Origin of the sequence: Chryseobacterium sp. FH1 (assembly GCF_000735135.1) — a bacterium.
Lineage (GTDB): Bacteria > Bacteroidota > Bacteroidia > Flavobacteriales > Weeksellaceae > Epilithonimonas.
This window is the reverse complement of the sequence record NZ_JPLZ01000006.1, coordinates 1,189,200-1,215,592: the sequence shown is the minus strand read 5'-3', so window position 1 is coordinate 1,215,592 and position 26,393 is coordinate 1,189,200. Positions and strand designations below refer to the sequence as shown.

Annotated in this window: 25 protein-coding genes; 11 read left to right on the top strand and 14 right to left on the bottom strand. The window is 37.7% G+C overall.

What is annotated here, in order from left to right; translation table 11 throughout:
• Positions 1 to 53: 53 nt before the first annotated feature.
• Entirely contained in the window at positions 54 to 1,121 is a 1,068-nt protein-coding gene (locus IO90_RS12395) for an RluA family pseudouridine synthase (RefSeq protein ID WP_034966972.1), read from the bottom strand.
• A 46-nt stretch (positions 1,122 to 1,167) separates the two neighbouring features.
• Positions 1,168 to 2,217: a PASTA domain-containing protein gene (locus IO90_RS12390; RefSeq protein ID WP_034966969.1), complete on the bottom strand. Its 1,050-nt coding sequence runs from the start codon at positions 2,215 to 2,217 to the stop codon at positions 1,168 to 1,170.
• Between the two features lie 138 nt (positions 2,218 to 2,355).
• On the opposite strand from IO90_RS12390, the gene hpt reads away from it, so the two are divergent.
• The 5 genes from hpt to IO90_RS12365 all read left to right on the top strand — a co-directional run bounded on the left by hpt (position 2,356) and on the right by IO90_RS12365 (position 6,556).
• On the top strand, positions 2,356 to 2,910 hold the full coding sequence (gene hpt / locus IO90_RS12385; protein ID WP_034966967.1) for a hypoxanthine phosphoribosyltransferase: 555 nt from the start codon (positions 2,356 to 2,358) through the stop codon (positions 2,908 to 2,910).
• A gap of 127 nt (positions 2,911 to 3,037) precedes the next feature.
• Positions 3,038 to 3,616: an adenylate kinase gene (locus IO90_RS12380; RefSeq protein WP_034966964.1), complete on the top strand. Its 579-nt coding sequence runs from the start codon at positions 3,038 to 3,040 to the stop codon at positions 3,614 to 3,616.
• Between the two features lie 74 nt (positions 3,617 to 3,690).
• Complete coding sequence (gene obgE, locus IO90_RS12375) at positions 3,691 to 4,674, top strand: GTPase ObgE (RefSeq protein WP_034966961.1); 984 nt, start codon at positions 3,691 to 3,693, stop codon at positions 4,672 to 4,674.
• Positions 4,675 to 4,717: 43 nt separating this feature from the next.
• Positions 4,718 to 5,203, top strand: coding sequence for a DUF6438 domain-containing protein (locus IO90_RS12370; protein WP_034966958.1), 486 nt, complete (start codon positions 4,718 to 4,720; stop codon positions 5,201 to 5,203).
• 105 nt (positions 5,204 to 5,308) lie between these two features.
• The gene (locus IO90_RS12365; RefSeq protein ID WP_034966956.1) at positions 5,309 to 6,556 is read left to right on the top strand and encodes a DEAD/DEAH box helicase; all 1,248 of its coding nucleotides are present in this window, start codon (positions 5,309 to 5,311) and stop codon (positions 6,554 to 6,556) included.
• A gap of 34 nt (positions 6,557 to 6,590) precedes the next feature.
• On the opposite strand, the gene IO90_RS12360 is transcribed toward IO90_RS12365, so the two are convergent.
• The 8 genes from IO90_RS12360 to IO90_RS12325 all read right to left on the bottom strand — a co-directional run bounded on the left by IO90_RS12360 (position 6,591) and on the right by IO90_RS12325 (position 15,308).
• Positions 6,591 to 6,863, bottom strand: a complete 273-nt coding sequence (locus IO90_RS12360; RefSeq protein ID WP_034966953.1) for a hypothetical protein — start codon at positions 6,861 to 6,863, stop codon at positions 6,591 to 6,593.
• Between the two features lie 22 nt (positions 6,864 to 6,885).
• Complete coding sequence (locus IO90_RS12355; protein WP_034966950.1) at positions 6,886 to 7,656, bottom strand: TatD family hydrolase; 771 nt, start codon at positions 7,654 to 7,656, stop codon at positions 6,886 to 6,888.
• 54 nt (positions 7,657 to 7,710) lie between these two features.
• The gene (locus tag IO90_RS12350) at positions 7,711 to 8,664 is read right to left on the bottom strand and encodes a GSCFA domain-containing protein (protein ID WP_034966949.1); all 954 of its coding nucleotides are present in this window, start codon (positions 8,662 to 8,664) and stop codon (positions 7,711 to 7,713) included.
• Between the two features lie 84 nt (positions 8,665 to 8,748).
• The gene (locus IO90_RS12345) at positions 8,749 to 9,720 is read right to left on the bottom strand and encodes a polyprenyl synthetase family protein (protein ID WP_034966946.1); all 972 of its coding nucleotides are present in this window, start codon (positions 9,718 to 9,720) and stop codon (positions 8,749 to 8,751) included.
• Between the two features lie 138 nt (positions 9,721 to 9,858).
• Positions 9,859 to 11,001, bottom strand: coding sequence for an inorganic phosphate transporter (locus IO90_RS12340; protein WP_034966943.1), 1,143 nt, complete (start codon positions 10,999 to 11,001; stop codon positions 9,859 to 9,861).
• 23 nt (positions 11,002 to 11,024) lie between these two features.
• Positions 11,025 to 11,663 carry a DUF47 domain-containing protein gene (locus IO90_RS12335; protein ID WP_034966941.1) on the bottom strand — a complete coding sequence of 213 codons (639 nt, stop codon included), beginning with the start codon at positions 11,661 to 11,663 and terminating at the stop codon, positions 11,025 to 11,027.
• 151 nt (positions 11,664 to 11,814) lie between these two features.
• The gene (locus IO90_RS12330; RefSeq protein ID WP_034966938.1) at positions 11,815 to 13,533 is read right to left on the bottom strand and encodes a DEAD/DEAH box helicase; all 1,719 of its coding nucleotides are present in this window, start codon (positions 13,531 to 13,533) and stop codon (positions 11,815 to 11,817) included.
• Between the two features lie 356 nt (positions 13,534 to 13,889).
• Positions 13,890 to 15,308 (bottom strand): L-serine ammonia-lyase, encoded by a 1,419-nt coding sequence (locus IO90_RS12325; RefSeq protein WP_034966936.1) that lies wholly within the window; start codon positions 15,306 to 15,308, stop codon positions 13,890 to 13,892.
• A 396-nt stretch (positions 15,309 to 15,704) separates the two neighbouring features.
• On the opposite strand from IO90_RS12325, the gene IO90_RS12320 reads away from it, so the two are divergent.
• A complete protein-coding gene (locus IO90_RS12320) occupies positions 15,705 to 17,858 on the top strand; it encodes a prolyl oligopeptidase family serine peptidase (protein WP_034969069.1) in 2,154 nt (717 codons plus the stop codon).
• A 239-nt stretch (positions 17,859 to 18,097) separates the two neighbouring features.
• Here the strand turns inward: IO90_RS12320 and IO90_RS12315 are convergent, their stop codons facing one another.
• The 3 genes from IO90_RS12315 to IO90_RS12305 all read right to left on the bottom strand — a co-directional run bounded on the left by IO90_RS12315 (position 18,098) and on the right by IO90_RS12305 (position 20,162).
• Positions 18,098 to 18,739, bottom strand: coding sequence for an alpha/beta hydrolase (locus IO90_RS12315; protein WP_034966933.1), 642 nt, complete (start codon positions 18,737 to 18,739; stop codon positions 18,098 to 18,100).
• Positions 18,740 to 18,837: 98 nt separating this feature from the next.
• Entirely contained in the window at positions 18,838 to 19,404 is a 567-nt protein-coding gene (locus IO90_RS12310; RefSeq protein WP_034966931.1) for a YceI family protein, read from the bottom strand.
• A 173-nt stretch (positions 19,405 to 19,577) separates the two neighbouring features.
• On the bottom strand, positions 19,578 to 20,162 hold the full coding sequence (locus IO90_RS12305; protein ID WP_034966927.1) for a hypothetical protein: 585 nt from the start codon (positions 20,160 to 20,162) through the stop codon (positions 19,578 to 19,580).
• Between the two features lie 216 nt (positions 20,163 to 20,378).
• On the opposite strand from IO90_RS12305, the gene IO90_RS12300 reads away from it, so the two are divergent.
• From IO90_RS12300 to IO90_RS12285, 4 genes are all read left to right on the top strand, one after another.
• Positions 20,379 to 21,743 (top strand): DUF1800 family protein, encoded by a 1,365-nt coding sequence (locus tag IO90_RS12300; protein ID WP_034966922.1) that lies wholly within the window; start codon positions 20,379 to 20,381, stop codon positions 21,741 to 21,743.
• 12 nt (positions 21,744 to 21,755) lie between these two features.
• The gene (locus tag IO90_RS12295; RefSeq protein ID WP_051878628.1) at positions 21,756 to 22,952 is read left to right on the top strand and encodes a DUF1501 domain-containing protein; all 1,197 of its coding nucleotides are present in this window, start codon (positions 21,756 to 21,758) and stop codon (positions 22,950 to 22,952) included.
• Positions 22,953 to 23,087: 135 nt separating this feature from the next.
• On the top strand, positions 23,088 to 23,510 hold the full coding sequence (locus tag IO90_RS12290) for an organic hydroperoxide resistance protein (RefSeq protein WP_034966919.1): 423 nt from the start codon (positions 23,088 to 23,090) through the stop codon (positions 23,508 to 23,510).
• Positions 23,511 to 23,611: 101 nt separating this feature from the next.
• Positions 23,612 to 24,040: a MarR family winged helix-turn-helix transcriptional regulator gene (locus IO90_RS12285; protein ID WP_034966915.1), complete on the top strand. Its 429-nt coding sequence runs from the start codon at positions 23,612 to 23,614 to the stop codon at positions 24,038 to 24,040.
• A 56-nt stretch (positions 24,041 to 24,096) separates the two neighbouring features.
• Here the strand turns inward: IO90_RS12285 and IO90_RS12280 are convergent, their stop codons facing one another.
• Positions 24,097 to 25,119, bottom strand: coding sequence for a 3-oxoacyl-ACP synthase III family protein (locus IO90_RS12280; RefSeq protein WP_034966911.1), 1,023 nt, complete (start codon positions 25,117 to 25,119; stop codon positions 24,097 to 24,099).
• 371 nt (positions 25,120 to 25,490) lie between these two features.
• On the opposite strand from IO90_RS12280, the gene IO90_RS12275 reads away from it, so the two are divergent.
• On the top strand, positions 25,491 to 26,393 hold the full coding sequence (locus IO90_RS12275) for a CorA family divalent cation transporter (protein WP_034966909.1): 903 nt from the start codon (positions 25,491 to 25,493) through the stop codon (positions 26,391 to 26,393).

Genomic DNA, 26,393 nt, shown 5'->3' with positions numbered 1-26,393 from the left:
TAATGTTTTATAGAAAATATAGTTTCTCTTCACAATGCAAATGTATAAAACTCTTAGTTATTATCAAGATATTTTCTCCAACGCTCTGATGCTTCCTGCATATCTTTTGGCATTGGACTTTCAAAATACATTTCTTCTTTCGTTGTCGGGTGGATAAATCCTAAGGTGTGCGCGTGCAATGCGTGTCTTGGCAACACTTCAAAAACATTCTGAACGAATTGCTTGTACTTCGGCAAGTTGACGCCTCTCATTATAATATTTCCCTCATATCTCGCATCATTGAACAAAGTATGTCCGATATGTTTCAAATGCGCACGAATCTGATGCGTTCTACCTGTTTCCAATTTACATTCGATCCAAGTCATATATCGGAAACGTTCCAACACTTTGTAATGTGTCACCGCATGTTTTCCGTGGCTTCCATCCTCGTAAGTGTACATTTGCATTCGGTTTTTTGGATGTCTACCGATGTGGCCAGTTACAGTACCTGTATCATCTTTTACATTTCCCCAAACAAATGCCCAATAAAGACGTTTTGTTGTACGATCAAAGAATTGCTTTGCCAAAAAGCTTAATGCATATTCGGTTTTGGCGATGACCAAAAGTCCCGACGTATCTTTATCAATCCGATGAACCAATCCTACTCTATCCAGATCGGAATTGTAATTTGGGTCTTTAGCAAAATGAAAAGCCAAAGCATTTACCAAGGTTCCGTCCCAATTCCCAAATCCCGGATGCACTACCATTCCCGGATCTTTGTCAACGATAATCAAATCGCTGTCTTCATACACGATATTAATAGGAATATCTTGTGGAATGATGGTATTTTCTCTCGGCGGATGTGCAAGAAGAACACTTACCTCATCGCCAGGTTTCACTCTATAATTCTGTTTTACAGGTTTTCCGTTGACGATGACATTTCCCGCTTTACAAGTTTGAGAAATTTTGTTTCGGGAAGAATTCTGGCGGAAGATCAATAAAAATTTATCAATTCTAAGTGGTTCCTGCTTTTTATCAACGGTAATATTGACGTGCTCAAACAATCCGCTGTTTTCGTCATCAGCAGAAATATCTTGATTTATTAATTCGTCTTCTAGGAAATCTTCGGTCTCGTCCAGCATATTTTAATTCTAAAAAAGGCTTCAACAGATGTCGAAGCCTTTTGTTTTATTCAATTACCACTTTTTTCGGCTTGGGCTTTTCTACAGGTTTCGTAGATGGTGGCGTAGTTGTACTTTGTTTCACAGGCGTCGAAGTATTCGATGGCTGAGTGCTTGTTGGTTTTGGCTTAGGTGTGGTTGCTGTAGTTCCTGATGTTGATGTACTTGCAGAAACTGGTGGTTTTGGAACCACTGGTCTCTGTTCAATCGTTGGTGTTGGAACTTCATTGTACTGAATTGGTGCTAATGTCGTATCAATTTTCGGACGGTACATATCATCCAGCTGTCTAATTTTGTTTTGTAATTCGGCTGGCGTTTTCTTACTTGCCCAGAGATCGATTTGCATTCCTTGATCCCTCAATGAACCAAATTCTGGATCTTGATAATAAATAATATCAGACTCATCTTTTCCACCGTCTTCGTGATCCACGATTCCAACTTCAAACAGAGCTTGAGCGATAATTTTTCGAGCTTCTTGGACTGTTCTTCCAACTAAATTAGGAATAGTAACATTTCTCATAGGTCCAGATCCAATTACCAGATCTACAGAAGAAAACCTAGGAATCTGTGTTCCAGGTTTTACACTTGTTCCATTATATAAAATCCTAAGAACTGCATCTCTCTGAATACTAGGCTCATAAAGCGTATCACCAACTTTAAGACCTACAAGATTTAACTGATTAAAAGCCAATCCTTTGTATCGATCAATAATATCCGGGATTCCAACTTTTGCCCAAGTTCTTGGATTCACTTTAACGTTAATTACTCTACCATTTTTCACATTAGCGCCTGGCGCTGGAAAAACGGCCAAAACTTGAAATGGACGGAATTTCGGGTCATATTTGAAACTGTCAACTTCATATTCCAAACCAGAATCGTCTAAAACTTTGATAGCTTGATGAATGGTCATATTGACAACATTGGGAACAGGAACTTCCTCTCCATGGTTGGTATGAAACTCCAGCCAACGGAATGTAAGCCAAACCAAACCGGCGAAAAACGCCATTGCCAATACGATATTAAGTAATACTTTCCAGTGGAAAAGCGATTTGAACATAATTATTCTTTTTCAGAAACGTAACGCAAATATAGATAATTAAATTGTATTACTCTTTTCTATCATCTTCAAAAACTACTAAAAAAAGAAAATGGGCTGTTTGGTTTAAAAATCTTATTTTTGCACTTTGAAATACATATGGAGTCTATACAAGTTCACGACAAAAGTTTCGTACCATACCTGAAACACGATGAAATTCAGGCAATTATTAAAGATCTAGCAGAGAAAGTTTACGAAGATTACAAAGATGAAACCCCAATTTTCATTGGTGTTCTGAATGGTGTCATCATGTTTTTCTCTGATTTTTTAAAATATTATCCTGGTAAATGTGAAATTGCTTTTTTACAAGTAAGTTCTTACTCTGGGACGCAATCTACAGGAATTGTTTACAAAAAAATGGAATTGACAAAAGATGTTATGGATCGTCACATCATTCTAATGGAAGACATTGTGGATACAGGAAACACGTTGGAAAATCTCTTCGAATATTTCAAAAACACACAACGTCCTAAGTCTTTGAAAGTGGCTTCTCTTCTTTTAAAACCTGATGTCTTTAAAAAAGATTTCATCGTAGACTATGTGGCCAAAGAAATTCCAAACAAATTTGTATTAGGCTACGGATTGGATTATGATGAATTAGGAAGAAACCTACCAGACCTGTATCAATTGGAAGAAGGTAGAATCAATCATTAAAAATGCTACTAGCTTTTAGCTTCTGGCTATTGGCTTTTGAAATTATATCTAAATAAAAAGTAAATATTAACTAAAATTGCTCAAAAGCAAAAAGCCAAAAGCAATTTGCTAAAAGCCCATCAACATTATGATAAACATTGTTCTCTTTGGCCCTCCAGGAAGTGGAAAAGGAACCCAGGCTCAGCACCTAATCGAGAAATTCAATCTGAAACAAATTTCTACAGGAGATCTTTTTCGATTTAACATGAAAAATGATACAGAGCTCGGAAAATTAGCAAAATCATACATCGATAAAGGACAATTGGTTCCCGATCAAGTCACAATTGATATGTTAATTGATGAGTTGAGAAAACCGACAGAAACCAATGGATTTATTTTTGACGGATTCCCTAGAACTGCAGTTCAGACAGAAGCTTTGGAAACTATTGTGAAAGAGGAATTGAATTCCGAGATCAGCATTTGTCTTTCACTAATTGTAGATGATGCGGTTTTGGTAGAAAGACTTCTGAAAAGAGGAGAAACCAGCGGTAGAACAGACGATTCCAATGAGGACATCATCCGAGATAGGATCACAGAATATTATACAAAAACTGCAGAAGTTGCAGAATTATACAAAAAACAAGGCAAATATGCAGAAGTGATCGGTGTTGGCGATATCTCCGAAATCTCTGAAAAACTTTTTGCTGAAGTAGAAAAAATTAAATAAAGCCGGAAGATGGAAGTCGGAAGCGGGAAAGTTTTCCCATCTTCGGACTTCCATCTTCCATTAATAAAAATATTATGTCAAATTTCGTAGATTACGTAAAAATCCACTGTAAAAGCGGTCACGGCGGTGCTGGATCGGCTCACCTTCGTAGAGAAAAATATATTCCTAAAGGTGGCCCGGATGGTGGCGACGGCGGACGTGGTGGTCACGTGATCATGAGAGGAAACGCTCACGAATGGACGCTTTTGCCATTGAGATACACACGTCACATCAAAGCAGAACGCGGTCACAACGGTCAGAAAAACCAATTAACAGGTGCTTACGGTGAAGATGTTTACATCGATGTGCCAATGGGAACGATTGCTAGAAATGAAGAAGGTGAAATAGTAGGCGAAATCCTAGAAGACGGACAAGAAATCATCTTGATGGAGGGTGGAAAAGGTGGAAAAGGAAATGAGCATTTCAAATCCTCGACCAACCAAACACCAAGATTTGCACAACCAGGAATGGATGGACAGGAAGGTTTTGTGACTTTCGAATTGAAATTGCTTGCTGACGTTGGATTAGTTGGATTCCCAAATGCTGGAAAATCCACGCTTCTTTCATCCGTTTCTGCAGCCAGACCGAAGATTGCGGATTATGCCTTCACCACTTTGAAACCAAATCTTGGAATTGTGGAATGGAGAAATTACAAATCGTTCGTAATGGCCGATATTCCAGGAATTATAGAAGGTGCGGCGGAAGGAAAAGGTCTTGGACATAGATTCTTGAGACACATCGAAAGAAACTCGATTCTATTATTCTTAATTCCGGCTGATTCTGAAGATCATTTCCAGGAATTTAAAATTTTGGAAAATGAGCTGAAGGAATACAATCCTGAACTTTTGGACAAAGACTTCCTTCTATCTGTTTCAAAAGCTGACCTTTTGGATGATGAATTGAAAAGAGAGATCGCAGCAGAATTCCCGGAAAACAGACAACCTTTATTCTTCTCCGGTGTGACCGGCGAAGGACTTCAGGAATTGAAAGATGCCATCTGGAAAAAATTGCACGGTTAATTTTCGGAACAATTATTGAAAGTCTAAACACAAAAAAAATACGATGAAATATTTATTCACACTAATGGTTTTTTTAGGATTGATGTCTTGTAACTCATCTCAGGTTTCAAAATATTCTGCAATAGAATACGAAGTTGGTCCTTGTTTCGGATTTTGCCCAACTTTTAAAATCACGATTGATTCCAACCGAAATGCAATTTTGGAAGCAGAACGTTTCAATTTTACAAAAGGAGGATCGAAAGATGACTTTAATAAACCGAGAGAAGGAACTTTCAAAGCGACCTTGAGTCCAGAAGATTATAAAAAATTGCTGGTTGCGACAGATGCTGCGAACATCAAAACATTAAATGCAAGTTACATCGACAAACAAATTATGGACGCGTCGAAAGTAAATTTGAGAGTTACTTTTGCTGACGGAACCAAAAGAGACATTGCAATGTCAGCTGGCGAAAAACCGCAAACATTGACAGATCTCACAACTCTGATTGATGAAATTAAACAAAATCAAAAGTGGGAAAAAGTTAAATAAGACTTAATCTCGACTTTATTTTAAATAAGTTACCTTTGCAACATATTAATTCCTCCTAATATACGGAGGAATTTTTACTTTATTAAATTAAAAAAAATATTCCATTTGAATTTTGACGAATTAGGCTTGATCAAGCCAATATTAGACGCCTTAAAAGCGCAAGGTTACGAACAACCTACACCAATACAAGAAAAAGCGATCCCATCTATCCTGCAAGGCAGAGATCTATTGGGAAGCGCACAGACAGGAACAGGAAAAACAGCGGCATTTGCCATCCCTATTTTACAAAATCTTTCTTCTGCCAAAGAACCACACAGAAACCAGATCAAAGCGTTGATTCTGACGCCGACGCGTGAATTGGCAATCCAAATTGAAGAAAATTTCCAGGACTACGGAAAACATCTGAAACTGAAATCACTTGTGGTTTTTGGCGGTGTGAAACAGCACGCACAAGAACAGCAACTCAAAAGAGGTGTTGATATTTTGATCGCGACGCCAGGAAGATTGTTGGATTTTATTTCTCAAGGCATTGTAAAGCTTCATCACTTAGAAATTTTTGTTCTTGATGAGGCGGATAGAATGTTGGATATGGGATTTGTTCACGATGTGAAGAAGATCCTGAAATTGATCCCAGCAAAAAGACAAAACCTTTTCTTCTCTGCAACGATGCCGAAAGAAATCGCAAAGTTGGCTTCTGAGATCTTGATCAATCCGGTAAGAGTTGAAGTGGCTCCGGTTTCTTCTACGGCTGACACGATCCAGCAAAGTATTTATTTTGTTGATAATAACAACAAGACCGATCTTTTGATCCACCTTTTGGAAGATCCGAAGTTTGATCAGGTTTTGGTTTTCTCGAGAACTAAACATGGCGCAGATAAGATTGTAAAGAAATTGCATCAGTCCAATATTTCTGCAGAAGCAATCCACGGAAATAAATCTCAGAATGCAAGACAAAACGCACTTTCCAACTTCAAATCAAAAAGAACGAGAATCCTTGTTGCGACAGATATTGCAGCGAGAGGAATTGATATTGATGAGTTGAAATATGTTGTGAATTACGAATTGTCCGATGTTTCCGAAACTTACGTTCACAGAATCGGAAGAACGGGAAGAGCCGGATCAGAAGGAACTTCTTTCTCATTCGTAGATGCTTTGGATCTTGCGAATCTTAGAAATACCGAGAAATTGATCGGGAAGAAAATTCCTGTTGTAACGGATCATCCTTTTCACACAGACAATCTTGTAGAGCAAAAGAGAGACAGCAACAACAAGCCTTTCACACCGAGACCAAGACCAAACGGTCAACGCTCCGAAAAGCCTAAGAATAAAAGCAATTTTTACAGAAAAAAATAAAAAGAAAACCGGAAGCAATTTCCGGTTTTTTATTTTATGCGGGTTTCTTTTTCATCATATTAAGGATTGACACAACAGTGATCGCACCACCTAATCCGAGCAGAAAAAGCGCCATCGAATTACCACCGACCTCACTCCTATTATTGGAAGAGATCTGTCTTGCAGCTTCTTCTGCGCTGGTAGCTGTGGTAGCAATTTCTATATTTTTTTGATTGACCGCGTCACCATCAACTTGAAAGTAAAGATATCCGCCAATGACCAAAGCAATGATGCCTATGATCAGTAAAATTTGAGGTTTGTTTTTCATATTTAGACTATTAGATTTATTATCAGTCTAAAGTACTAAAAATTTTATTGGCATTTTCAGTCGTGATCCTATCAATCTCAGCAAAATCTTTTCCGTAAATATCAACCAACTTTCCAGCGACCAATTCCACGTAAGAACTTTCGTTTCGTTTTCCACGGAAAGGAACTGGCGCCAAATAAGGTGAATCTGTTTCCAGAACGATTTTGTCTAATGGAATTTGATTCAAAAACTGATCGATCTTTCCATTTTTAAATGTCACCACGCCTCCGATTCCTAAAACGAATTGAAGGTCGATCGCCTGTTTTGCTTGTTCCAGATTTCCCGAAAAACAATGAAAGATCCCGCGTAATTTCGGATGTTTCTTTCGCTCCAAAACTTCAAAGGTCTCGTCAAAACTTTCTCTGGAATGGATCACAATTGGAATATCTTTCTCGATCGCCCAATCGATCTGCTGTTCGAAAGCTTTGACTTGAATATCCAAAGTCGATTTATCCCAATACAGATCAATCCCAATTTCTCCAATGGCCACAAAATCTCGCTGGGAAAGATAATTCTGAACGAGATTCAATTCATTTTCCCAAGAATCTGGCTGTACGGAACAAGGATGCAATCCCATCATCGAAAAAATTGTGCCCGGATATTCGGTTTCGAGAAGGAGCATTTTCTGATGTGTTTCGGAGTCAATTGCCGGAAGGAAGAATTTCTCCACGCCTTTGTCCAAAGCCCGTTGGATCATCTCTGTGCGGTCTTCATCGAATTGTTCGGAGTATAAATGGGTGTGTGTGTCTATCATAGTGTGATGCAATTGGCGATTGGCTGATAGCAAATGGCCATCTGCCGTAAGCTATTAGCTGAAAATTTTATGCTGAACTTTCTTCTGCTGATCAAGGATCTTTTGATTGATCTTTTCTAAGAATTCCTGATATTTTGGATTTTTATCATCGGCTGTTTTGTGATTGAGCGCAGTGAGGATCTTATTGTTTTCATTAATGAAAAGCTTGGTCTCATCAGCAAAATAAGCATTTCCAAACTTTTCCCAGATGTATTGAACAGCCTGAGAATTCGGGTGGATCATATCTTCTTTGTAAAATCTGTAATCACGAAGATCATCTATCATCAATTCGTAAATCGGGAGATAATGGCAATTTTCTTTTCCAGAAATTGATTCGTGGATGGCCGTTATCAATTTTGATTTGCTTAATTGATTTTCGACAATACCATCTCTGGTGTGACGAACGGGCGAAACCGTGAACAGGATCTGCACATCTTTTTTACAAATATCTTTCAGAGTATCAATAGTTTGATTGATGGATTCCGTTAATTCCTGATTGGACAAAAATCGTTTTTCGAAAAACTTTTGTGGGATCTTGTGGCAATTAGCAACCAGCTTTTTCTTTGGAAGAAATTCATAAATATAAGACGTTCCAAATGTGATTATTACAAAACTCGTGTTCTGCAAAAACTGATTCGCTTCTTCAATATTTTTGTTGATCTGCTCCAACGATTTTTTCGCAAACCGCGAATCGAAGGATGAATGATGATCGAGACTGATGTAACTTTCATTGGCCAAGATCAAATCACTTTCCTGATATTCCTTCGCATCATAAATCTGCTGGATCGCATTATTGATCGAATACGGATTGAAAATCGTCCCAAATGGATTGTTCAAAGACTGGATTTGACCTTCAGAAAATTTGTCGTGCATCTCCGTCGCAAAACACGATCCTATGGAAAAGATGCAGTCATCTGTTCCAATTTTTCTCTCACTTGCATTAATATCTACTTCTGTTCTGAATTTCATTATTTTAAATGTAGCAATTTATCAATGTAAAAATTTACCAATATCTGAGATTTTATGAGACTGGTAAATCGGTACATTATTATATTAAGATTCTCTTCTCAAAAGATAATTCGCCAGTTCTCGGAAAGGCAATTTCTTCTCGTCTGGAAGATTGATCTGATCAAGATAACTTTGTCCAATCTCGTTGTGTTTTTGGATCAGTCTTAGAACTTTGTCATCCACTTTTGTTCTTCGGAAAATCTTCTCAACGCTGTAAACTTTGTCGACATTGTCAGTTTTTTTGGAATACCAATAATTCAGTTCAGAAAGTTCTTCCGGATTGGCATGTTCAAGAGCCAAAAGGTAAAGGATAGTTTTCTTATTCTCATAAATATCACCCGCGTGTTTCTTGCCAAATTGTTGCTGATTTCCGAAAACGTCCAGATAATCATCCATAATTTGGAATGCGATCCCGATGTGCTTTCCGAAGTTGTACATCGCTTCTGCATCTTCTTCTGACGCTCCAGCGATCAACGCTCCGATCTGGAAAGATGAGGCACTTAGAACACCCGTTTTGAAAGTGATCATTTGGATGTAATCGTCGTAAGAGACATTCGACATATTCTCAAAATTGATGTCAAACTGCTGACCTTCGCAAAGAACGGCACCAGTCTCAGAAAATATCTTGATACATTTTTTGAATAGTTCCGGTTCCAGATCTTCAAAGAATTGATAAGCTTTGATCAATAAAGCATCTCCGGAAAGAATCCCAACATTGATTCCATGAAGAGTGTGGATTGTTGGTTTGTTTCTCCTCAATGGCGCTTCATCCATAATATCATCGTGGATCAAAGTAAAATTGTGGAAAAACTCAATGGCCAAAGATGGTTTCAAAGCTTTTTCCAAATCGCCTTGGAAAAGATCGCAGGCCATTAGCAACATAATCGGACGAAGTCTCTTGCCACCGTGAGAAATGATGTAATTCATCGGATGATACAACTCGTCTGGTTTGTTGGTAAACGTATGTTTTTCGATAGCGTCTGCTACAATTTTCTGATACTGATCTAGGAATTCCATTTAAAAACTTGTTTGACGCAAAAATACGTTTTTTACAATTGTTCTACCAAGATTTTGAATCTTGTTTTTATTAGAATTAATCATAAAAAAAGCTTCCCAAAACTGGAAAGCTATATGTTAAAAAATTAAATTTAAAATTTAAAATATCAATACTACAAGAAGATAAGTGATTCCCGCAACGATGGCACTGATTGGAATGGTAAGAATCCACGCCCAAAGCAAACTCACAGTTACACCCCATCTTACGGCTGAAACTCTTTTTGTCAATCCAACTCCAATGATCGATCCTGTGATAGTGTGCGTTGTAGAAACTGGAATTCTCAGTTGCTCTGTAATGAAAAGCGTTACTGCTCCAGCGGTTTCTGCTGCTACACCTTCCAAAGGCGTTACTTTCGTAATTCTGGTTCCCATCGTTTTGATGATCTTCCAACCGCCACTCATTGTTCCCAATGCGATGGCTAAGAAAGAAACGATTGGCACCCAAAGATAATGCTCTGCAAAAAAGTTAAAACGATCTGCCTCAGCAATATTCAGATACAAAGGATCTTTCATCATATTCACGTGAAAATAGATCATCGCAGCCCCTATGATTCCCATTACTTTTTGAGCATCATTGGTTCCGTGTCCAAGACTGAACAATGCGGACGACACCAGCTGTAGTTTTTTGAAAGCACGTTCAGCTTTATGCGGATTGGCTCTTTTACAGATATTCACAATGATCAAAGTAATGATAATTGAGATCACCATACCAATCAATGGCGCCATAAAAATGAATAAGAAGATCGGAATTACAACTTTGTACTTCACAACATTCTGAGAAAAGAGCTGAACAAACGATTGGTAAGCCTTTTCGAAGAAAGAATATTCTGGATGTGTGATTGCAATCAAATGATAATCTGTGATCAAAGCGTGCATCAATGCAGCTCCGATAAATCCACCGATCAAAGTGTGAGATGATGAAGACGGAATCCCGAACCACCAAGTGAGCAAGTTCCAAGCGATCGCTGCGATAAGACCTGCAAAAATAACCTCGAGTGTGATGAAGTTCTCATCCACGGTCTTGGCAATCGTGTTACCAATTTTGAACTCGCCTACAACGTAAGCAGCTATGAAAAATGCAGCAAAATTCCAGAATGCGGCCCAAAGAACTGCTTGGAAAGGCGTCAATACTTTTGTAGAAACAATGGTTGCGATAGAGTTGGCTGCATCGTGAAAACCATTAATATAATCAAATATCAGCGCGAGAGCGATAATGACAATCAGTAGAATTGGAAATTCCATTCGTTTATTTTTAGATACTGCTTTTATGCGTATTTGATAACTATGCTCTCCATTGTGTTGGCAACATCCTCTGCTTTGTCCGTCACGATCTCAAGATAGTCCAGAATCGATTTTTGTTTGATGATCAAAAGGGCATCATTAGTTTCGAACAACTTCACAATTGCTTGACTCAAAACATCATCGGCAATATTCTCGTAAGAATTGATCTTGATACAAGATTCTCTCACCTCGTTTGGATTTTTGAAATCTTTCAAGTTCTCCAATGCTTTCTTGATCTCGATACAACATTTGTAAATCAAAAGAGAAAACTCAGAATAGACTTTGTTCTCTGGACTTTTATACAAATAAATATATTTTGCAGAAGCGTAGATATAATCAGCAATATCATCTAATCCAGAAGCCAGGTAGTTGATGTCCTCTCTGTCAAATGGTGTAATGAAGTTCTCGCCTAGTTGTACATAAATCTCGTGAGTCAAATCATCCAATTTATGTTCGTAATCACTCATTTGATTCAATAACGTTTCATCATTGATATCAAAATCCAGCAAACCATCGTGAAATGTTTTTGACATCTCCACCAAGTTATCTGCTACACGAAGAAACAGTTCAAAAAAGATTTTATCCTTAGGCTGGAACGCTCTGAAAAGATTACCTATTCCCATTATTTTTGTTTAATTTGTGCAAATATGACTAAAAAACAAAAGGCAATGGAAATTTTTATGTTAATTAATTATTAAGATTAAATAACACAAAAACCTGCTGATTAGCAGGTTTTTACGTATTATATTTTTTATAAATTTTCGGCTTTTTTGATTATTGAGCAACTTCTGCTCTCATTTCTTTTCCCCGAAACTTCATACTAGTTAATCCATCCATAACTTCATTCTTGTATGACTTTTCAATTTCGAAGAAACTGAATTTGTCCAAGATCTCGATCTCACCGATGTCAGCTCTTTTCTTAGATTTAGAAGTCGCTTTGTTGATGATCTCAAGCATATCAACTTTCTTCAATTGGTCTCTTTTTCCAAGGTTGAAGAAGAATCTTACCATATCTTCGTTGTTGCGTCTAGGCTTGCGGTCTCTACCGCCATCTCTAGATCCACCACGATCTCCTCTGCCATCTCTATCTCGGAAAGAACCTCTATCTCTGGAACCTCTATCTCTGCCATCTCTATCTCTTCTTCCTGGCTTGTCGTCTCTGCTACTACCAAATTTCTGGTCTGCAAGATCATTACTATTCTGATAGTAAGTCGCCATTTCCTTCAATTGGAATTGCAATAGTTGACTTACCAACTGCTCTTTTGTGAAAGCTGAAAGATCTGGGATCAAACTCTCGTCAAAATCAATAACGTCTACGTGTTCTGTTAATAACTTTTCGAAAACACCGCCAACTTGAGCTTTGATAATTTCTTTTCCGGTAGGAATTTTTTTCTCAACGATTTCGATCTTGGTTTCAGCCTTGATCTGCTTCATTTTTCTGCTTTCCTCTGGTTTTGCCAACGTCATCGAGATTCCGTTTTTACCAGCACGTCCTGTTCTTCCACTTCTGTGAACGAAAACTTCTGGATCATCTGGTAAAGAGAAATGGATCACGTGAGTCAAAGAATCCACATCCAATCCTCTAGCTGCAACGTCTGTTGCTACCAAAATATCGATGTTTTTCAGTCTGAATTTCTTCATCACTGTATCTCTTTGAGCTTGAGAAAGATCACCGTGAAGTGCATCTGCCGCATAACCATTCTGCATCAAGAAGTCTGCAACCTCCTGAGTTTCCATTCTTGTTCTACAGAAAATAATGGAGTATTGGTTTGGATTAGCATCAATCAGCCTCTTAAGAGCTTCTTTCTTCTGTCTGTAACCAACTACATAAAATTCGTGTGTAATATTTTTCTTCACTTCATTGACAGATCCGATAGTAATTCTATGAGGATTTGTCAAATAATTTTTAGAAATACGTTCCACTTCCTTACTCATTGTAGCAGAGAAAAGGAAAGTTTGTTTTGTATCTGGCGTTTCTTTCAATATAGTTTCCAAATCGTCTTTGAAACCCATAGAAAGCATTTCGTCAGCTTCGTCTAAAACTACCCATTGCGCTTCAGAAAAGTCCAATGCTTTTCTGTTGATCATGTCGATCACACGTCCTGGAGTTCCCACGATGATCTGTGGCTTGTCTCTAAGAGATTTGATCTGATCCATAATACTGCTACCACCATAGACTGCAGTAGTCTTGATGTTTCTAAGGTATTTAGTATAATTCTTGATGTCTTTGGTAATCTGGAGGCAAAGTTCTCTAGTAGGGCAAAGCACCAATAATTGGATTTTACGACTATTGTCGTCTATCATATCCAAAATCGGAAGCGAAAACGCTGCTGTTTTGCCTGTTCCCGTTGCCGCAAGTGCGATAAGATCGCGAGTATCTGTAGAGATAAAAGGAATAGTCTGTTTTTGGATTTCTGTCGGCTCTACGAAGCCGAGGTCGCCAATCGCCTGAAGAACTTCAGCGCTAAGATTGGATTCCGTAAATAAATTCATTTAAAAAGATCGTCTAATAATTGGTGCAAAGATACACTTTTTATTTTTGATAACAAAATGACTTCTTTTTTAACGATTCTTTATTACGGAAAATTAATATTGGGATGGTAAATTATAAGTTAGAATAATTAAGATCTGAAACCTAAATTTTTACTGATAAAAAATATTTTAAACCGACTGTCAGTCTGAGGCTCTCGAAGATCATAAAAATTCAAAATCCAAGGGATTTTTCAATATAAAATAAAGCAATTAATATCTTTTCATAAGTAATGATCATTAAATTGGAAAAGCTTCGCTTAGATTTTTGTATGTCTTCGAGAACCTCAGACTGAAAAACTTTGAAAAATTTCCAAAAACTAGCACTCCGCGACATTCACCGCAACAGCTAAACCGCCTTCGGAAGTTTCTTTATATTTAGAATTCATGTCCAACGCCGTTTCCCACATTGACTTGATAACACTGTCCAAAGAGACTTTCGCTTTCGAAGGATCACCATCCAATGCCAAAGATGCTGCGGTTATTGCCTTCATCGCACCCATAGAATTTCTTTCTATACAAGGAATTTGAACAAGTCCGCCAATTGGGTCGCAAGTCAGTCCTAGATGATGTTCCATTGCGATTTCCGCAGCCATCAAAACTTGGGCTGGCGTTCCCCCGGAAATCTCAGTAAGTCCAGCTGCCGCCATTGCTGAAGAAACACCAACTTCCGCCTGACAACCACCCATTGCCGCAGAAATAGTTGCATTTTTTTTGAATAAAGTTCCTATTTCTCCTGCAACTAAAAGAAATCTAATAATGTCTTCCTCAGAATTGAATTCCGTAAAAGTCTGGGCGTACATCAAAACAGCAGGAATCACACCGCTTGCGCCGTTTGTAGGTGCTGTGATAATTCTTCCGAAAGAGGCATTTTCCTCATTGACAGCGAGTGCAAAACAAGAAACCCATTTTGTGACGGAACTGAATGTTTTTTCTTGGTGTCTAACCATTTCGAACCATTCGTTTTTGTTTTTGTAAATCTGAGTTCCTAGGAGTTTTTCATTCATTTCAGAAGCTCTTCTGGTAACATTTAAACCGCCTGGTAAAATTCCTTTTTTGTTGATGCTTTTGTAAACGCAATCTTTGATATTTTCCCAGATTTCTAATGCTTTCTGACGCGTTTCTTCGTGCGTTCTCCAGGATTCTTCGTTTTGAAAAACCAAGTCCGAGATTTTATCAAGCTTCAATTTATCGATGTATTTCAGAATGTCGCTACCGTGATGACAAGGATAAAGCGTGCGGACACAACGGTCTTCCATCGAATTATCTTCTGTGGTGGCAACAAATCCGCCTCCGACGGAATAATAATCCTGACTGAGCTCTTCGCCATTCTCGAAAACCACTTTGAAAATCATTCCGTTTGGATGAAAATCAAGGGATTTTTCTTTGTTAAGGATTAAATGATGACCATAAATAAATGGCAACCAAATCTCTCCGCCAAGATGGATTTTTTGTTCTGATTTTATTTTATCAATTTTCTCATCAATCTTATTGGTGTCGATGGTTCGGAAATTTTCTCCGCTGAGGCCGAGCATTCCTGCAATATCGGTTCCGTGACCAAAGCCAGTTTTTGCCAATGAGCCGAAGAATTCCACAAAAACTTCTTTCACTTCCTGCAAAGAATGATTGCGCTTGACCAAATCCAAAAACATCTTGGATGCGTTCCAAGGTCCCATTGTGTGGGAAGATGACGGTCCGATTCCGATTTTTATAATATCAAAAACACTGATAGATTCCATTAAGACAAATTGATTGCGGTAAAAGTAATTGATTTTTGAAGTCTATGCAATTCGTCGTAAAAAATAGCTCTGAATCAAGCATAAATTAAAAATTAAATTTTGAATATTAATCAATAAATACACCATTATAATTAATATAAAATACACTTTTGTTCACTTTAATGAAAATAATTTAATTTTCATTTTATCGCATCAATATTTTATTTAACTTAGATAAGCGTTTATTTTTCAACAACTTCACTTGAGTAAATTATATTTTTCGCCTTTAATTCTAAGTTTTATTGATTCAAAAATCAATTATCATTAATGAAAAAAAATTAGAAATAGAAGATGATGTATAATCGAATGCAAAAAGTGGGAAAAATTTTTTCAAAAAATAACCATAAAACTAAACCGATGAAAATTCAAATTCTTGCTTTCTCTGCTATCATATTAGCAACAAGCACCTTAAAAGCTCAATATCAATATCCCAAATCAAAAACGGTGGATGTCGTAGAAACACATTGGGGAATGAAAATCAATGACCCGTACCGATGGATTGAGGACATCAAAAATCCTGAAGTCATCAATTGGTTCAAAGCGCAATCGGAATATACCAATTCTCAATTGGCAAAAATCCCAGGGCAGGAAAAATTAATCCAAGAATTCCGAGACCTAGATGCGATGCGCTCTGTGCGCTACAATCCTGTTGCCAAAGCGGGCGGAATGTATTTTTATGATAAAAGTCTTCCCGGCGAGCAGGTGAATAAGTTTTATTCTAAAGACATCAAAACAGGAAAAGAAACCTTGATATTTGACCCGCAAACCCACGTGGCAGGCAAGACATTTGACTTTGAAACCTTTGTGAGCAATGATGGTTCGCGCATTCTATTTTCTCTGAGTGAGGCTGGAAATGAAGTGAGTGATTTGCATATTTATGATGTGAAATCAGGAAAATTTTTACCAGAAATCATTCCGTTGGCGCTGGGACCATCGTTCGTTTCGGGAAGCAACGACCAAATCACGTACACACAACTGAAAAATTACGATGTGCACGACCCAGAAACGATGCTAAACATGCCTTGTAAAATTCACATTGTTGGAACGCCGGTTTCATCGGACAAAATTGTAATCAGCGCAACGACGCATCCAGATTTTGGTCTGCAACCGCAGGAAATGCCGAGTCTGATGACTTTTGAAAATTCTCCTTATCTATTCTTGGTAAAATTAACGGTTGACAAAAATCTTACCGTTTATTTTGCTCCCAAATCTAAACTGAATCAAACCAAAATCAATTGGAAACCTTTGACCTCAGCGTCTGACGAAGTTCAAAACATCATTGCTTACGGAAACGATTTGTACTTGCTTTCGGCCAAAAGAAATCCTCATTTTAATATTCTCAAAACCAATTTGCAAAACCCGGACTTGAAGAACGCAGAAATTGTTTTCAAAGGAAATCCGGAATGGAAAATTTCCAAAATATATTCGGCCAAAGATTTTATCATCATCAATAAAAGTAAAAATGAATTAATCATCAAACAATCCTTTTATGATTTGAAGACGGGAAAAATCTCATCACCAGAAATCAATTTGCAAGGAAATATCAAGGCAAGAAATATCTCCACGCAAGACAATGAAATATTGCTTGTGAACAGCGGTTGGAATATTCCCAATCAATTCTCAACCTTTGATTTGGAAACAGAAAAGATGACCAAAAATCCGTTTGAAATCATTTACAAAATGCCCTTCGTCAAAAATCTGGTTGTGGAAGAAATTGAGGTGCGTTCACACGACGGCGCGATGGTTCCGCTGAGCATCATCTATGACAAAACCAAGGTACAGCGCGACGGAAAGAGCATCGGATATATGTATGGCTACGGTTCTTATGGCACTTCGCTCACGCCTACTTTCCGTACGGAATTCATTCCACTACTAACCAAAGGAACCGTGATTGCCGTTGCGCACATACGTGGCGGTGGGGAAAAAGGCAACGACTGGCATTTGGGCGGAAAGAAAACGAACAAGCCAAATACCTGGAAAGATTTCAATGCCTGTGCAGAATATTTGATTCAGAATAAATATGTTTCTGCTAAAAAATTGGCAATTACTGGCGGAAGCGCAGGCGGAATTTTAATCGGGCGTGCAATAACAGAGCGACCAGATTTGTACAGAGTTGCAATCCCAGAAGTAGGAATGATGAACACCTTGCGTGCTGAATTTGACCCCAATGGTCCTGGAAATATTGCAGAATTTGGAACAATCAAAGATGAAACGGAATTCAAATCTTTGTTGGAAATGGATGCGTACCACCATATCAAAAAAGGTGAAAATTATCCCGCAATTCTGGTTACAACAGGTTTCAATGACCCAAGAGTTGCAAGTTACAATCCGGCAAAATTTGCGGGGAAAATGCAAAATGAAAATGGCTCCAAAAATCCCGTTTTCTTAGATGTGAATTACAATGCAGGACATTTTGGTGGCAGTACAAAAGATGAATATTTCAAAGAAGAATCTAAGAAAATCGCTTTCATCCTTTGGCAATGTGGGCATCCGGATTTTCAGATCAAATAATGATGGAAAAGAAGTACAAATTTTTAGTTGTATTTTTCTCGCTGGTTACAATCAAATACAAGAGGCCTAATTTTGAAAAGTCCTTATCTTTTAGTAATCATCATTTGGACGATTGAGATTCTATTGTTCATCACGATTCCACCAACTGAATTTTGGAAAAATATAACTCATGATTTAGGAATTATCCTCACAAGAAATTAAATTTTATTTATCAGATTTGATTGTTTTTAAGCAAAAAATCAAACAAAAATCATCTTCAAAATCTCGGAAACTTCTTTCGCCTTCGTTACGGGGAAAAGATGTGTTGCATTTTTAATAACGAAATCCGGTTGTGAATTTTTTATTGGAAAAACAATGTCTTTGTCTGCGGAAATCTGAATGACATCGGGGATTTTATCGAATTTCCAATGCGCGACCTTGTCCATAGACCATTTGAGGTAATAGGGGTCTTTTACTCGGAAATATTGGGTGAGTTTCGGATTTTTTGGATCGAAAAGCCTTCTGAAAAAAGTATAGAACAAAGTACTTTTATCATTAAAAATCCTGAGTGGTATGTATCTGACGGCGTTGGTTTTTTGTCCTGCGATAATCAGTTTAGACTTTTCTGCATCGCATCGGATGCTTCCCAGAATGACGATTTTTTTAGCAGGTTTCAACTTGTGAATTTCCTGTACGATGATTCCACCGAAAGAATATCCCAACAAATAAAAATCTTCGGAATCGTTTATAAACTCAGACATTCTTGAAACGTAGTTGTGAAAATCCTCATCCAAATCCGGAATCAGCCAAGGAATGTGAACGATTTCTATCTCGGGATTGAACGTGAGTTTCTCGAGAACTTTTTCGTCTGCGCCTAAACCGCTAATTGTATATAATTTCAAAATTTGAGATTTGAAGATTGAAGTTTGAGATTCAAATTTAAAACAAAAAAAGAGCAGAAAAAATTCTGCTCTTTGAAATTTTATATTTTGATGAAATATTATTTTACGCTGATTTTAACTTTCAAATCAACATCATCTTTTACCATTACATCTTGCATAGAAGATTTGTAAGTAACATCAAATTTCTGTCTGTCAAAAGAAAATTTGTCAGATTCCAAAGTCACAACGCCGTTCGCAGAAGTGATTTTTGCAGGGAAAGATACTGGTGCCGTTTTACCTTTTACAGTCAAATTTCCGTTTACCACAAAGTTGTAATCTTTGTTTGTGTTTTTCTTCACAGAAGTGATTTTGTAAGTCGCTGTCGGGAATTTTTCAACTTCGAAGAAATCACCGTTTTTCAAGTGACCATTCAGTTTTCCTTGGTATTCTCCAGAAAGGTCTGTTGCATTGATAGACGTCATATCCAAAACGAAATCTCCACCTACAACCGCTCCATTTTTAAGAACAAGGTTTCCAGATTTCACGTTTACAGTTCCATCATGAGAAGATGCTTCTGTTTTTGCGATTTTATATCCCCACCAGTGAACGTCTGAGCTTGTTAATTTTTTTGTTTGTCCGAAAGCAAGTCCGCTAACCAGTACTGCAAGTAATAATACTTTTTTCATTTTTTTAAATAATTTTAATGATGCAAATCTAATTAGAATCAATCGAAACTATTATTGATATATGATAAGTTTTGAAAAAAGAAAGCCTCCATTAGAAAATGAAGGCTTTACCTGTATCATAGTTTATTGAATAATGTCCTAATTCCTTAAATTTAAGAAATAGAAATTAAATTTTAGTTTCCTAAAGGAATGTTGTAGCTAAATCCAACTCCGATTGCTCCGGCGTTGTATTTTTGATCGCCAATCTGTCCTTTGTCGCCAGTAAATGTTTTATTGTACTGAGCAAAGAAGTTCCAATCTCTGTTGTGGTAACCGATTTCTGGTTTGATGTAGAATCCACCATCTGGTCTTGCAACGTTTACATTATCTGCAACGTAATCATCTCCAACGATGAATCCGTAACCTAAGTCAGCTCCGAAATAGAATCCCGTTTGCTTAGGATATATTCTAAAAAGCGCTGCTACAGGAATCACACCGAAGTCATTGTTTTTCACATCTACATTAGCACCATTGATTGATACATTTCTATCTTTACCGAAATAATTGTTATAACCAGTTGCGATACCAAGACCAAAACCTGGCGTCACAAGATGCTGATAAGCCAAGTCAACTCCAAGGTTTGCAGCCGTATTACCGCCTGTAGAAACACCTCCGTTAAGACCTACTTTTAGCATATTGTTCATCTCAGAACTTTGTGCAGATAATAAACCTCCTGCCAAAATTCCCGCTCCTAATATTAATTGCTTTAAAGATTTCATATTCTTAAATTTTAAATTTTACAAAGGTCTTACTTGTAAATACCGTGCCAAAGCATCAAAATTGTTTCACAAATCTAACATCGTACCAAACAATCATCTAATATTCAATCCATTAAAAAAGACTTTCATATTAATTTTTTATGACAAAAAGGTCGTTTTCATCATTTTTGCTTTAACATCAATATCATTCATTAATCAAATCATTAAATACTTGTTATGAATAACTTTCTGAAGAATAAACATTTGGTTTCCAGAGCGGGTTTTGGGATTCATCACAATGATATTGAGAAGCTTAAAAACATCAGTCAAAAGAAACTCTATCAAGATTTGACATCAAATTCCGAATACAAACCTATTGAGATTGAAGTTTACAAAATAACTTATCAGAAATATCAGGAAATGTCTAAATCGACTGACAAAAAACCTGTCAATCAATATAATAAAGACCACAACTTGGCCATCGGAAAAGCTTGGCAAAATCTGATGATCAACAGTCCAAATCAGCTTCAGGAAAAAATGGCGCTTTTCTGGCACGGCCATTTTGCCACGAGGATTCAGCAGTCACTTTTTAATCTTGATATCATTAATATTTTTAGAAAGCACGGCTTAGGGAATTTTCGTGATTTGGTTTTTGAAGTTTCAAAATCTCCGGCAATGCTTAATTTTTTGAATAATCAACAAAATAAAAAAGCGAAAGCCAACGAGAATTTTGCTCGAGAACTTATGGAACTTTTTACGCTCGGCACAGGAAACTACACAGAAAAAGACATTCGCGAATCGGCAAGAGCTTTCACCGGTTGGAGCTATGATGAGAATGGAGAATTCCGTGAAAACCTGAAGCAACACGACTCTGGAGAGAAAGAATTCTTTGGAAAAACGGGAAACTTTACGGGAACAGATATCATTAATATGATTCTCGAAAAACCAGAATGCGCCAAATTCATTACAAGCAAAATCTATAAATATTTCGTTAACGAAACGCCGGACGATAAACTGATTCTATCATTAAGCGAAACTTTCTATAAGTCAAATTATAATATCAAGGCTTTGCTGGATGAGATTTTTCTCTCCAATTGGTTTTATACCGAGAAAAATATCGGGGCAAAAGTGAAATCGCCAGTTGAATTGATAGTTGGAATTCGAAGAATTTTGCCAATGGACATTCAGAATGGAAACACGATCTACAACTTCGAAAGAATCCTAGGACAACAACTTCTTCAACCGCCAAATGTCGCAGGATGGCCTTCTGGAATTGGATGGATCGACAGTTCTACCCTACTTCTGAGAATGAAAATCCCATCTGTAATGGCAGGTTACAAAACGTTGGATGTGGAACCAAAATCCGATGATGACCTAAATATGGGAAGAGGAGAAAAGAAACTGATTGTCAACAACAAGCAAAACAAAATCACGATCCATTGGGAAAGCGTCAGCAATATTCTGAATGAAGATCTTTTTGCACTATTACTGCCAAATCCGACAAATAAAATGAGAAATATGATCACGGAATTCAATGCTGGGAAAAGCAAGCAACACCTGATGATCAGTTTGATGTGTACGCCCGAATATCAACTTTGTTAAAAATAAGCCGTTATGATTATCACTAGAAAAACCTTTCTCCAAACCACAAGTCTTGCAACCGCATCGTTTTTATTTCCAAATTTCCTAAAAGCTTTGACGCTTCCAGAAGCAATTGCAATGAATGGAAAAACGCTCATCATTCTCCAATTCACTGGTGGAAATGACGGACTGAACACTATTATTCCTATTAAAAATGACATCTATTATAAATCTCGAAATCAAATTTCAATCAAGGAAAATGATGCATTGCTCTTGACGGACGAAGCAGGAATTAATCCGAATTTGAAATTCTTCAAGGAGCTTTATGACAACGGAGAACTCGCGGTGATGAATAACGTTGGTTATCCAGAACCTAACAAATCACACTTTCGGAGTATGGACATTTGGCATTCGGCGAGCGATAGCGATCAGTTCGTAAACACAGGTTGGCTAGGAAGATATTTGGATGAAGCTTGCCACGATTGCACCAATCCTACTCAGGCGATCGAAGTTGATGATCTGCTAAGTCTTGCAATGAAGGGCGAAAACAAGAAAGCAATCGCATTCAAAGATCCAAAGAAATTATTCGACAACAGTCAAGAAAGTCTTTATAAAAAATTGGCTTTTGATAACCACGATCACGACCACGATTTGGCGAGTTATCTTTACAGCACGCTGGGAAATACAGTCAACAATTCAGAGTATATCTTTAAGGAAAGTAAGGTGAAACCAACGGACAAAGTTTATCCTACGACACAAATCGGGAAAGACTTCAAAACGATTGCTTCATTGATTAAATCTGATATTAATACGCAAGTTTATTATCTATCAGTTGGAAGTTTTGATACACATACCAATCAGAATCAGCGTCAGACTCAACTTTTCCAATCCATAAATGATGCGGTGGAGGTTTTCACTAAAGATATGAAGGAGAATGGAAAATTCAATGATGTGATGATTATGACCTTCTCAGAATTCGGGCGACGCGTGGCGCAAAATGCGAGTAACGGCACCGATCACGGAACGGCTAACCAAATGTTTTTCATCAGTGGCGGACTTAAGAAAAAGGGATTACTGAATGAGCTTCCAGATCTTAATAATCTTAATGATGGCGATTTGATCTACAAGGAAGATTTCCGAAAAGTTTATGCTACTGTTCTGAAAAGGTGGCTGAATACGAATGACAATAAAATCCTTGGAAAGGATAATGGTTATTATGATTTCATTTAAATTTAAAATCCAAAAATATGCTTTTATAGTTTACATCAATAATCGATTTCGATGTAAACTTCATTTTATATTGTGCACAATATAATTTTACACCATACATTTGTCCTATCAAATAATAATTAAATCATCAACAAAATGAAAACATTGTACAGCATTGGCGCTACAGCCACAGGAGGAAGAAACGGAAACGTGAAAAGTGATAACGGAATTCTAGACTTAGAAGTGAGAATGCCAAAAGGATTAGGTGGCGCAAACGACGACTTTGCCAATCCAGAAATGCTTTTTGCAGCAGGATATTCTGCATGTTTTGACAGCGCATTGAACTTAGTCATCAAACAAAGCAAAATAGAAACTGGCGAAACAACCGTTACGGCAAAAGTTGGAATTGGACAAATAGAGAACGGCGGTTTTGGATTAGAGACTGAATTGCATGCGAACATTCCGGGTGTTTCTTTGGAACAAGCTCAGGAATTGATTGAGAAAGCGCATCAAATCTGTCCTTATTCTAATGCAACAAGAGGAAATATGGAAGTGAAATTGACTGTGAGCAACGACTAAAATTTGCTTGCCCAAACTCGTCCTTCTACTCCGCTCAGGATGACACAGTGAAAAATCTGTTATCTTTGAAAATTGGAAACGATTAAATTAAAAAGCCCAATATGGAAGATTTACTAAAACTTGACAAGCAACTTTGCTTCTCCGTTTACGTTTTACACCGCGAAATAATGCAGTGTTATCGACCGATCCTAAAAGATATTGGCTTGACATATCCACAATACATCGCAATGATGACGCTTTGGGAAAAGGACGATTTGACCGTCAATCAAGTTGGAGAAATTTTACAATTGGATAATGGAACTTTGACACCGTTGCTGAAACGTCTGGAATCAAAAGATTATCTGACTCGCAAACGAAGCAAAGAAGACGAGCGTGTGGTGAAAATCCATCTCACGGAAAAAGGTAGGACACTTAAAGAAAAAGCCACTTGCATTCCGATTGAATTGGCTAAAGCAATGAACCTGAGTCTGGAAGAAATGGTACAGTTGAAGTCTTTATCTGATAAAGTCGTCAAACAGATCAATGAGTAACAAAAAGCGCTATTGGGAAATCCGAATAGCGCTCTTTTATTTTTAATGGAACTGAATTAATATTCAAAAAGGACACTTCCCCAAGTGAAACCACTTCCGAAGGCGGACATACAAACCAAATCACCCCGTTTCATTCTGCCTTCCAAGATGGCTTCACTCAAAGCAATCGGAATAGAAGCAGCGGTTGTGTTTCCATATTTTTGGATATTCACGAAGACTTTTTCGTCTGGCAAATGCAACAATTGCTGAACGTATTGTGCAATTCTGATATTTGCCTGATGTGGAATGAGTAAATCCAAATCTTCAATCTTCTTTCCTGCCTTTTCCAAAGCTTCCAAAATCGTTTCTGGGAATCTTGTCACAGCGTGTTTGAAAACAAAGTTTCCATTCATCACTGGATAAATATCTTCGGAAGTTACAGAGTCTGGGTTTGTCAGTAAAGTATCGCTCCAGCCCAATTTGGTTCCAGGGAATTTCACGGCCAGTTCTTCTGCATATTTCCCTTCGGAATGCATATTGACAGACAAGATTCCTTTGTCGTTGGCGTCTTCACTAGCTGATAAAACCACTGCGCCAGCACCATCTCCGAAGATGACGGAAACACCTCTTCCAGCATCAGAAAAATCCAATCCGAAAGAATGGATCTCTGCACCTACCACCAAAACATTCTTGTACAATCCAGATTTGATGAAAGCATCTGCAACGCTCATTGCATAGACGAATCCTGAACATTGATTTCTGACATCCAAGGCACCAATCGTTCCACAACCCAACAACTCCTGCAAAAGTACACCTGAACCTGGAAAATAATAATCCGGAGAAAGTGTTGCAAATACAATATAATCGATGTCTTGGGCGGTAAGGTTGGCGTTTTTCAGAGCGATCTCTGATGCTTTGAAACCGTAGAAAGAAGTTGTCTCTTCGGAATCGACGCGGTTTTTGCGGTGTCTTCTTTCTTTTATGCCTGTTCTCTCGGTGATCCACTCATCGTTGGTGGTCATCAGTTTGGAAAGGTCATCGTTGGTCACGATATTTTCAGGAACGTAATGGCCTACGCCTGAGATTACACTTTTGATCATTTTGTTATTTTAAAAGTCCCTGCAAAAATAATTATTTTATTTATTACATAGGTTTTTTTGTTAGAAGTTAGAATTGAGATGTTGTATATTAGAATGACTTACAAACAATTAATTCGCAAAAATATATTACCCATATCATATTCCATTTGTCACTCTGAAAGAACCTAAGCTAATATTAAAATATTGTAGCGATTCCTACTGAATGACAAAATGTCTTTTTATGTTGAATATTTTATCACATTGAATCTGCAGCACGGCTTGAGTGGATCCCGATGTAAAATCGGGAGGGAATGGAAGACGGATAAAGCTGCCCAAATAATTTGAATGAACGATTTGTATCAACTAATTGTAATTTTATTTAGTTTTGCGGTATGCCTATAGAACAGAAATATAAAGCAAAGCATTGGGAATGGATCGATGTGACTGCGCCTACGGAGGAAGATCTCCAGTTTTTGCATCAGCGTTATCATATCAATCAGCTTCTTTTGGAGGATACGATTGACCCGAACCACCTTCCAAAATTTGAAGAAGTGGGCGATGTGAAGTTTTTTCTGACACGGGAAGCTACTGATCTGGAACGCCGAACATTGAACAACATCAGCGACATCAGCAGTAAATTGGGTATTTTCCTGCTTCCAAACCTCATCATCACGACTCATAGAACCAAGAGCAAAAGCATCCAAGAAATGTGCGCGGAACTGGACAAAGAGGATATTGACCTTGTTCACCGAGATGATCTGGCGCTGCGATTGGCGTTGAAAATAATGAAAAGTTTTGATGATGAAAGTAGCAGTCTGTTGGAACTTTTGGATGTGATGGAAAACGAGATTTTTCTAAAAAACACGAATGATTCCGTACAAATCCGAAGACTTTACAAACTGAAACGCAAATCTGGTCTCAATACCAGAATCCTGAATATCTCTGGCGAATGGATTTCGAAGTTCAAAACGCTTGATCTTGAAGATGTGCAAGTGATGGATCTCATTGATAAACAGAAAGACGTTATCGCCGACTTTGACCATTTGAATGCACAAACCACGAATATGATCTCGATGTTCCTGGCCTTGTCTGACCAGAAAGCCAACCAAGTGATGAAGCTTTTGGCCATCTATTCGGTCTACTTTTTACCAATCACCTTTATAGCGGGAATCTACGGAATGAACTTCGACGTGATGCCGGAATTGCACCACAAATATGGCTATTATATTATTCTGGGCGTGATGGCGACGATTGTGTTTTTGACTTTCCTATTCATGCGTAGAAAACGTTGGTAG

Bases quoted from the DNA above. Each gene is read 5' to 3' on its own strand.
- IO90_RS12395 (WP_034966972.1), bottom strand. From the start codon at position 1,121: ATGCTGGACGAGACCGAAGATTTCCTAGAAGACGAATTAATAAATCAA.
- IO90_RS12390 (WP_034966969.1), bottom strand. From the start codon at position 2,217: ATGTTCAAATCGCTTTTCCACTGGAAAGTATTACTTAATATCGTATTG.
- hpt (WP_034966967.1), top strand. From the start codon at position 2,356: ATGGAGTCTATACAAGTTCACGACAAAAGTTTCGTACCATACCTGAAA.
- IO90_RS12380 (WP_034966964.1), top strand. From the start codon at position 3,038: ATGATAAACATTGTTCTCTTTGGCCCTCCAGGAAGTGGAAAAGGAACC.
- obgE (WP_034966961.1), top strand. From the start codon at position 3,691: ATGTCAAATTTCGTAGATTACGTAAAAATCCACTGTAAAAGCGGTCAC.
- IO90_RS12370 (WP_034966958.1), top strand. From the start codon at position 4,718: ATGAAATATTTATTCACACTAATGGTTTTTTTAGGATTGATGTCTTGT.
- IO90_RS12360 (WP_034966953.1), bottom strand. From the start codon at position 6,863: ATGAAAAACAAACCTCAAATTTTACTGATCATAGGCATCATTGCTTTG.
- IO90_RS12355 (WP_034966950.1), bottom strand. From the start codon at position 7,656: ATGATAGACACACACACCCATTTATACTCCGAACAATTCGATGAAGAC.
- IO90_RS12350 (WP_034966949.1), bottom strand. From the start codon at position 8,664: ATGAAATTCAGAACAGAAGTAGATATTAATGCAAGTGAGAGAAAAATT.
- IO90_RS12345 (WP_034966946.1), bottom strand. From the start codon at position 9,720: ATGGAATTCCTAGATCAGTATCAGAAAATTGTAGCAGACGCTATCGAA.
- IO90_RS12340 (WP_034966943.1), bottom strand. From the start codon at position 11,001: ATGGAATTTCCAATTCTACTGATTGTCATTATCGCTCTCGCGCTGATA.
- IO90_RS12335 (WP_034966941.1), bottom strand. From the start codon at position 11,663: ATGGGAATAGGTAATCTTTTCAGAGCGTTCCAGCCTAAGGATAAAATC.
- IO90_RS12330 (WP_034966938.1), bottom strand. From the start codon at position 13,533: ATGAATTTATTTACGGAATCCAATCTTAGCGCTGAAGTTCTTCAGGCG.
- IO90_RS12325 (WP_034966936.1), bottom strand. From the start codon at position 15,308: ATGGAATCTATCAGTGTTTTTGATATTATAAAAATCGGAATCGGACCG.
- IO90_RS12320 (WP_034969069.1), top strand. From the start codon at position 15,705: ATGAAAATTCAAATTCTTGCTTTCTCTGCTATCATATTAGCAACAAGC.
- IO90_RS12310 (WP_034966931.1), bottom strand. From the start codon at position 19,404: ATGAAAAAAGTATTATTACTTGCAGTACTGGTTAGCGGACTTGCTTTC.
- IO90_RS12305 (WP_034966927.1), bottom strand. From the start codon at position 20,162: ATGAAATCTTTAAAGCAATTAATATTAGGAGCGGGAATTTTGGCAGGA.
- IO90_RS12300 (WP_034966922.1), top strand. From the start codon at position 20,379: ATGAATAACTTTCTGAAGAATAAACATTTGGTTTCCAGAGCGGGTTTT.
- IO90_RS12295 (WP_051878628.1), top strand. From the start codon at position 21,756: ATGATTATCACTAGAAAAACCTTTCTCCAAACCACAAGTCTTGCAACC.
- IO90_RS12290 (WP_034966919.1), top strand. From the start codon at position 23,088: ATGAAAACATTGTACAGCATTGGCGCTACAGCCACAGGAGGAAGAAAC.
- IO90_RS12285 (WP_034966915.1), top strand. From the start codon at position 23,612: ATGGAAGATTTACTAAAACTTGACAAGCAACTTTGCTTCTCCGTTTAC.
- IO90_RS12280 (WP_034966911.1), bottom strand. From the start codon at position 25,119: ATGATCAAAAGTGTAATCTCAGGCGTAGGCCATTACGTTCCTGAAAAT.
- IO90_RS12275 (WP_034966909.1), top strand. From the start codon at position 25,491: ATGCCTATAGAACAGAAATATAAAGCAAAGCATTGGGAATGGATCGAT.